We start from the raw sequence: 8,610 nt of genomic DNA, 5'->3' as shown, positions 1-8,610 counted from the left end.
CATCCATAGTGGTTGCATTATACACGCATCCACACTGCTCAACAATAAGTTTCGATAATCATGTTAGCGCATATGGGGTGTTGCCCTGGATGGCTTGTACCTGGCTGGAGACCAACTGCAGCGCTTCACTGGTCTGTTTGGCCAAATTTTTTACCTCGGTTGCGACCACGGAAAAGCCTTTACCGGCCTCCCCGGCACCGGCGGCTTCGATGGCGGCGTTCAAGGCCAGCATATTGGTTTGATTGGCAATATTGTTGATGATGCCCACGACGCGACCAATTTCCCGTGTGGCATTACCCAGACGTTCCATCACCTGCAAAGTGGAATTGGCCCCACCCTGGGCCAGTTCCGCCTCTTGTTTGGCCGCTTGGCAGCGCGAACGGACTTCCGAGAGAGAAGCGGTCATCTCTTCGACGGCAGCGGCGATGGTGCTGACATTGCTGCTGGAGCGTTGTGCCGAATCCATGACCCGATCCATGCTTTTGTTGACAACGGTAGAGGAGCGAGCAATTTCGCTTAAGTTGACACTCACCTGTTCGGCTGCCGAGGAGATGGTGTGCATGTCGCCAGTCATCACTTCGGATTTTTCCGAAACCTCTTGCATATTGCTGCTCATCCGTTGCGCTGTGCCGGCTATCGAACCCAGATTGGCCTGCATCTGTTCGGCAGCGATATTGATCTGGGTGGCTTGTTGATTCAAGCCATTGGCATCGCTGCTCATTTTCCCAGAGACTTCGTTGAGTTGTTGCGAGGAGGAGCCCAATTGATCGGCCTTTTCGGCAATTCCCTGCACCGTCTCTTTGAGGGCCATAATCATCTCTTTGAGCGATTGGACCATGCTGGTAATTTCGTTACCATGAGAAGAGGCAGCGTGATCTGCTCTGTGCGGGGCAGGAGAGCTCTCCTGTTCTGAATAGTGGGCATTGAGGTTGCCATCGGCTACCTGGGCAAACATCCGTTTGCAGGCTTGCAGGGGGACGATGACGCTGCGGGCAACCAAACGGGTGGTAAACATGATGGCCAGCAGAGAGACAGCCAGAAAAATGAGCATGGAGCGGACCGCTTCCCAGTATAGTCGATCCACATCATCCAGATAGATACCGGAACCGATAATCCAACCCCATTTAGTGAATGCTTTGACAAAGGAGATTTTGCGCAATGGTTCAGGCAGACCTGGTTTGGTCCAGTGATAATCAATAAATCCTTCCCCCTGTTTGTTGGCAATTTCGACAAAGGCAACAAAGTGTTTTTTTCCTTTTGCATCGGTGCTTTGTGAAAGATCTTTGCCATCCAGTTCCGGTTTGATCGGGTGCATGACCATTGCTGGCTGCATGTCGTTCACCCAAAAATAGTTATCGCCATCATAACGCAGTGATTTCAGTACCGAGATGGCCATGGCTTGCGCCTGTTCGCGGCTCATTTTGCCACTTTGTTCCTGGGACTCAAAGTGGGTCAAAACGCTGAAGGCCGTTTCCACCACATTTTTGGTTTTGGCTCTGCGATCCTCAAACAGGGTGTCGCGCAGACTAAAACTGGCAAACAGACCGAGCAGGCAGAGACCCAACAGGGCCAGAACGGTGATCATGCGCAATTTGGCGCGAACGGACAATGTGGAGAAGAGTGCAGAGGTCATCATCATACTCAAAATGTAAAATAGTCACAGATGCCTGTTGGCAGATGCTGCTGGTGGGTGCTGTTGCTGACAGTGATATGTATAGCGAGCAAGCAAAGAAAATACCAATAATATCAAAGCTGCTAAGTATTTACTGAAAGTCACAATTCTGTCAAGGATGCACAAATGCGTGGATCACTGATAGCATGGTGATGACTTGCAGATTCAAGAAGATGCGGGTGGTGGTTGCTTGGCAGCGGGGGAGAGGGTCCATCCAGCCCGTTTAGCCCAGGCATGCAGCTCTTCCAGACATGTTTCATAATCATAGCTTTCCATGTGTTGTTTCAGGATTTGCAGTTGTTGGCGTGTGGAGCGATCCATGGCGATGGGGTCCATTTGCGCAAAGACGGTATCGACTGCAGAATTATATTCATGCAACAAGAGAGCCGCCTCTTGCAGCAGCGGCAGCAGGGCAGAAAAATTGGTATTTTCTTCATCAACAGGCAGAGCTGACTCATTAAAGAGCAAGCCTGATTGGGCGATGGAGTGCAGGATAACGGTCAACTGTTGAGTGGTTTGTTCGATCAGAGGCAGCAAATCGGTGACAGCCAGCCGTTTGCGCACCCCTTGTTCGAGCTGAAGGGCCATTTGACTGAGTGGATAGGCACCGATGGTGGCGGCCAAACCCTTCAAGGTATGGGCTTGGCGTTCCAGTGCGGGCCAATCGGCTTGTTCGAGCAGTTGTTGAAATGTGGCAGCAGTTTGTTGTTGATGACGGTGGAATTTATTGATAATTTGTTGATAAAGTTTAACATTTCCTCCAACATTATGCAGGCCGACTTCACTGTTGATGCCCGGCAGCAAGGGCTGCAACTGCACGGATGTGACCAGCGGATCCGCGGAAGGTGGTGCAACGACACTGGAGCGTGGCATCCATTTGCTCAGCATGGCGTGCAAAATTTTGGGATCGATCGGTTTGGCCAGATAGTCATTCATGCCAGCCGACAGGCAGTTTTGTCGATCTCCTGTCATGGCGTTGGCGGTCATGGCGATAACAGGCAAGGCTTTCCATTTGTCACTTTGGCGGATGCGGCGGGTTGCCTCGTAGCCATCCATGACCGGCATCTGCACATCCATCAAGATCAGATCTACCGCTTTTTCTTCCAATTGATGCAGCGCTTCGGCCCCGGTACTGGCCAGTTCCACGATGCAGCCATACTGTTGCAACAATCCCTGCGCAACCTCCTGATTGATCTCGTTGTCTTCTACCAGAAGAACGGTGCCGAGGTTGGTCTGAGTGGAAGCAGTTTGTGGCATGCTGCCAGCAATGATACCACCGAGAGCCTGGGCGATGGTCTCCAGCAAAGAGGTGGCGGTGACTGGTTTCATGAGAAAATGGGGAGGTTTGCTCATGGAGTTAGGTTCGAGGATCTCATCCTGGCCATAGGCAGTGATTAAAATGGCTGGTGGAGCCTGATCGGCCAATTCGTTGCGCATCCGACGGATGGTCTCCAGGCCGTTCATGCCGGGCATACGCCAATCAATCAGGAGCAGATCGAAGGGGTCACGTTGTTGAATGGCTTGCAGCAGTTTAATCAGTGCCTGTTCGCCCGTTGTGGCCTCTTCGACGCGGCAGTGATAGGGGGATAAAATTTCGCTGCAGACCTGTCGGGCGCCCTGATGGTCGTCGGTGATGAGAATATGTAATCCATTCAATTGGATGGACTTTTGATCTGTCTCTTGACTGTCCGTGGAAGCTGCACGGGGTAGAGTCAACTGAAAGTGGAAACAACTGCCTTTTCCAGGTTCACTGGAGAGTTGCAGCACTCCTCCCATACGTTCCACCAGATGCCGACTGATGGCCAGACCCAGACCGGTGCCACCATAGCGGCGTGTGGTGGAGGGATCGGCTTGGCTGAAGGCACTGAACAGACCTTTGATCTCCTCTTCGTTCATGCCGATTCCGGTGTCTTGGACCTGAAAGAGCAGAGTGGCCTGTTCTGGCTGCGCATCGAGGAGTTTAATGGTAAAGAGTATTTCCCCTTTTTCGGTAAACTTGACGGCGTTGCTGACCAGATTGAGCAATATTTGTCCCAAGCGAAAGGGATCACCAATCAACTGCTGGGGGAGTTGCTGATCGAGAGAGAGGATAAGCTCCAGATTTTTTTGTTCCAGTTTTGGTGCGACCATGGCCGCCACTTGATCGGCCACTTTATCAATGGCAAACGGAATGCTCTCCATGACCAAGCGCCCGGCTTCAATTTTAGAAAAGTCGAGAATATCATTGATAATATGCAGCAAAGATCTGCCAGCCTGTTCGACACGGGAGAGATAGTGCCGTTGCACCGGGGTCAGTTCGGTTTGCATGGCCAGATAGACCATGCCCAGAATGGCATTCATGGGGGTACGAATCTCATGGCTCATGTTGGCCAGAAAGGTGGATTTGGTCTGGTTGGCGCTTTCGGCAATCTGTTTGGCAGCAATCAGGATAGTGGTTTCGCGGTAGAGCAGCAGATAATAGGTGAGCATCAACAGACTGACCAGCAGGGAGATGGCGATGCCGAGCATGCGGCTGAGTTGGCTGTTTTGCTCTTGCTTGAGCATGAGGATGGACCAGCCCTCTTTATCGATGTTGACTCTGCCGACCAGATAGGGTTGATGGCCACGGAACAGGCGATCATTATGTTGCAAGGGGTTGGCAAAGCGGGTAGGCGAGGGCGGCAGAGAGCCGAACTGTTTGGAATGTTCCAGTTGGTCGCGCTTTTCCTGAGGGATGGGCCAGAGAGGCTGTGGCAAAAAGTGGCGTTGGCTGGAGAGCAGAGCGACCCCATCCGGGTTGAGCAAAAAGACTTCGGCCAATTGTTGTAAACCCAACTCTTCTGGTACCAACACTTTTTTGATGACTGCAACACCGAGCAGACGATTTCCTTGTTTGCTGTAGATGGGGGAGCTGGAATAGTAGCCGGGTTCGTTGGTGGTGACGCCATAGGCGAAATAGCGGCCATTGTTGCCCTGCATGGCTTGTTGAAAATAGGGGCGGAAGCGATAATTGCTGCCCAGGAAGCTGGCAGGGGTATGGCGATTGGAGGCAGCGATGGTGGTGCCTTCAGGGTTGAGGATATAGGCAACCCCGTCAACACTGGTTGCCAGTTGATCGACGGCAAGGTGAATGGCATCCAACTGGTTATTGGTGGGGGAGTGTTCATCCAGGAGCTGTTGGGTGATGCCAGCCAGGGCAATGACCCCGCCATCGGCGGCATAAATTTCTCGGTTGAGGCGATTGACGACCGCTTCCAGATGGACTTGCAACTCCTTGGCTTGATCAGATTGATAGAGTTTGCCGAGTTGATCGGTCAACAGCCAGCCACCGCCAAGCAGGATGACGATGCCAGTCAGGAAAAAGAAAAAATAACGATTCTGCAGTTGCAGGGAGTTTTTTTCGCAGGTGTGGTAGGAGCTGCCCCAGATGGCGATGGTCAAGAGGATGGCCAACAGGGAGCGCAGTAATGGGATGGGAATACCGGTCCATTGCAAAAAAAGTTTGCTGTTGAGAAGAGTGGCTGGAAAGAGATCGGCAGCGGGGACGACCAGGCCGCTGGCCAAACCATAACCGAACAGGGCCACAGCACCCAGTTGCAACCATCGTTTGGCATTGGGGTTGCCGTGCCGTGCCTCCTGATACAGCAGCATGGCACTGATTGTGCAGACAGGTAGAGCCAGCAGGTAGCGCACCAAAGCGGGCAGGCTCTCCATGCCAAACAGCTCGGCTATGAGGATGATAGAGATAAGCCAGAGGAGCGATAATCCGGGAATGTGCCAATGCTGGTAGCGGCTGGCCACTCCCTGCAGAGCAAACTCTGCCAAAAACAGAAAGGCGAGAATATGCAAGGCAAGGCGAGTGGCATGAAACAGGGGGGAGTCGCCGCTGACCATTTCTGCCAATTCCAGCCACTCAGTGACACCATGCAGCAGGGCAAAGCCCCCCAGCCATTTCCAATGCAGTCGTGAGTGCTCTTTGAGAGGCATGAGCATACAAACGGAGCCGAGAACCAGAAAGCTCAGGCCATAAATAAAGTAGATATAGTCGATTTGTCCGGCCAAAATGCCCTCCATGGGCAGGGCAACGGTTGTTGCGTGGGGTAGCGGATTATTCATGCTCAGGTGGGCTCACGCGCAAGAATCGGTCTGGTTTGGTCAAGAGGGATGGGCGGGATTGTTTTATATTGTTGCAAAACTTGCAAGAGAAAATTATCAATATGGCAATATTTTGCGATAGCGCCGAGCCAATGTGCGCAAGAGAGCGAAATAATCTTCTGGTCTAATGGATTAGCCTCATGTACACTCTGGCAACGGGCTAGATATTGGCGTTCACAGCCATACTGCGTACAAGGGTGGGGGGTGTTTACTCTGGCAGTGGTTTAGGTATTGGCGTTCACAGCTATACTGAGTGAAAGAGTGTAAGATGCGTATTGTCATGATGAGTATTCGCACCAAAATGATGATGGCAATGTTTTTGCCAGGTGTGATGTTGTTGAGCATGTCTGTGCTTTCCATGCTGGTCAATGATCGCAACATGGAGATGATCTTTCTCTGGTTGCAGGTAGGCATTGGTCTATGGATGCTGGCGATGGGGGTTTTATTCATACGCTTTGCTTTGGGATCATTGCGCGACATACAGCAGGTGGTGCAGCGCATGGCAGGGGGAGATTTTACCGGTCGTATGCCCATGCCCATTGGGCATGATGAGAGTACCAGCGATGAGATTGTGCAGCTTGGTGTGCAATTAAACATTATGGCTGGCAAGGTGGCCGGGGTGATGAATGTGGTGACGCAGCACTCAGGGGGGGTAGTAGCCTGTGCTGGCGAAATCATGAAGATACGCGACTTGGTAGGGAGTGATGCCGGCAACTCTTTGCATGTTGTCGAAGAGGTGACCTCGCAAAACCGGGTTTTGGCTCAGGAGATTGAGGGGGTCAAGGGTGCGATTGCCATGGCCAGTCGCAATATTGAGACAATCTCCCACTCTTCGATGGAGGTGGCGGATAATATTTCCCATATTGCCTCTGGAACGGAGCAGGCCAGCATCAACATTGGCTCGATGGCAGCGGCAGCAGAACAGATCAACAGCAATATCAATGGAGTCAATCGTAATTTGTCCAATGTGGACAATGCGGTCAAACATGTGGCGGTAGCGGTTCGCGATATGACTTCGGCGTTGGGAGAGGTGCGTGAGCGTTGTCAGTCGGCGAGCGAGGCCTCATCGCAGACCGACAAGCGGGTACGTGATACCCAGGCGACCATGGAGAAGCTCTCTACGGCTGCCAATGAGATTGGCAAGTTTGTGAAGATTATTAAAAATATTGCCGATCAAACCAGTTTGTTGGCGCTCAACGCCTCAATTGAGGCGGCAGGGGCGGGAGAGGCGGGAAAAAGCTTTGCGGTGGTGGCGAATGAGGTCAAGGAGTTGTCCCGCCAGACCGAAAAGGCGACCTGGATGATTCGGGAAAAGACCGAGGATATTACCAAAATTGCCTCTTCGGTGGCGCTTGCCAACCGGGAGATTATTGCCAGCGTCAACAGTATCAACCAGGCCAATCAGATCATAGCCTATGCGGTCGATGAGCAGACTTCGGCGATACACGGTATTGCCGATTCGATGACCAAAGTTTCCGAGGGTGCGGAAGAGGTGACGCGCAATGCCCATGAATTGGGTGAGGCGGCGCATAATGTGTCGCGTGCGGCGGCAGAGGCAGCGATTGGTACTTCCGAGGTGGCGCGTGCGGCCTCTTCGGTGGCGGTTGCGGCCTCATCGGTTGCGGATGAGAGCAAGCGGGCGTTGACGCAGGCGCACGCGGTCAGCCAATCGGCTGAAAAGACCTTTGCTGTATCGCGAGCGGTTGCGGAGCAGATGGCGGAAGCGGAGCGCACGGCACGAGCGATGCGGGCTTCAGCAAAACAGTTTGATCGCATGGGCCAGGTGTTGCAGGCGATGAGTGGGGCCTTGTATGCCACACAGATGGAGGTCGAGATCGGTGCGCCGATGTTTAATATGCGTGCCGCCAAGGGGATGTATCTGGAGTGGCAGAGCAAGTTGGAGCAGGCGATTGCTGGACGTCTGGTAATCGGGCAGGAAGAGTTGGAAAAGATTGATCGTTCCGAATTCAGCCAGTGGTTGCAAAAAGGCAGCAAAGGATCATGCACCAATTCGGCTATGTGCAAGTTGATGTTGAAGGAGCGTGATGAGGTTCATAGCTTGATTCGGCAATTGGTCAATAGTTTGCAGGAGAAAAAAGGGGCCAAGCCGGAACAGTTGGAGGCGCAGTTGTTGGAGTATGTTGCAGCCCGACAGCGTTTGTTTCTCTCCCTTGAACAGATTTATGAGGGAGTGACGGATCCAAATGCCAAGCAGAAACCTTTTATGGTATGGAATGATCGTTTGAACACTGGTTTGCGCGATGTTGACAGTGATCATCGCAAATTGATGGATATGATCAATCAACTGCATCAGGCGATGAAGCGGGGAGCGAGCAAAGAGAGTGTCTTGGAGATTTTGAAAAAGTTGGCGGATTATACGGTCTTTCACTTCAAGCGTGAAGAGGACTATTTTGATCGTACCTCCTATCCAGAGCGGACGCCGCACAAGGCCGAGCACAAAAAGCTGGTGGATCTGGCGGTGGAGTTTATCAAGCGCTATGACGAGGGCGATTTTGCTATTGTGATTGATTTAATGTCAGCGTTACGTTCCTGGTTGGTCAGCCATATCATGCACTCAGACCAGGCTTATGCCCCCTTCTTGAAAGAGAAGGGTATTCGCTGATTCTGTTTTAAGAATATCCAGGGAGTGCCTCTCCCTGGATGATCTTGTATTGGGCCGTTCAGGGTAACTATTCAGGTTCGTGCTGGCTCGCCAGCTCTACCCCTATGGGGATGCTGTGGGCATTGGCGCAAAAAATGCGCGCCAATGCCCACAGCTTGCTTCCATTAGGCGCTTAAGCCGA

The 8,610-nt window shown here is 52.3% G+C and carries 3 protein-coding genes; 1 reads left to right on the top strand and 2 read right to left on the bottom strand.

What is annotated here, in order from left to right; translation table 11 throughout:
- Positions 1 to 58 precede the first annotated feature (58 nt).
- Together EJP87_RS11295 and EJP87_RS11290 are read right to left on the bottom strand one after the other, a co-directional pair.
- Positions 59 to 1,639 carry a cache domain-containing protein gene (locus tag EJP87_RS11295; protein ID WP_130471981.1) on the bottom strand — a complete coding sequence of 527 codons (1,581 nt, stop codon included), beginning with the start codon at positions 1,637 to 1,639 and terminating at the stop codon, positions 59 to 61.
- Between the two features lie 198 nt (positions 1,640 to 1,837).
- The gene (locus EJP87_RS11290; RefSeq protein ID WP_130471980.1) at positions 1,838 to 5,767 is read right to left on the bottom strand and encodes a response regulator; all 3,930 of its coding nucleotides are present in this window, start codon (positions 5,765 to 5,767) and stop codon (positions 1,838 to 1,840) included.
- Positions 5,768 to 6,074: 307 nt separating this feature from the next.
- Here EJP87_RS11290 and EJP87_RS11285 point away from each other — a divergent pair, with 307 nt between their 5' ends.
- Positions 6,075 to 8,429, top strand: coding sequence for a bacteriohemerythrin (locus EJP87_RS11285; RefSeq protein ID WP_130471979.1), 2,355 nt, complete (start codon positions 6,075 to 6,077; stop codon positions 8,427 to 8,429).
- Positions 8,430 to 8,610 lie beyond the last annotated feature (181 nt).

The organism is Candidatus Magnetaquicoccus inordinatus (genome assembly GCF_004217665.1).
Taxonomy (GTDB): domain Bacteria; phylum Pseudomonadota; class Magnetococcia; order Magnetococcales; family Magnetaquicoccaceae; genus Magnetaquicoccus; species Magnetaquicoccus inordinatus.
The sequence above is the reverse complement of the archived record's forward strand: the minus strand, read 5'-3'. Positions and strand labels throughout refer to the sequence as shown.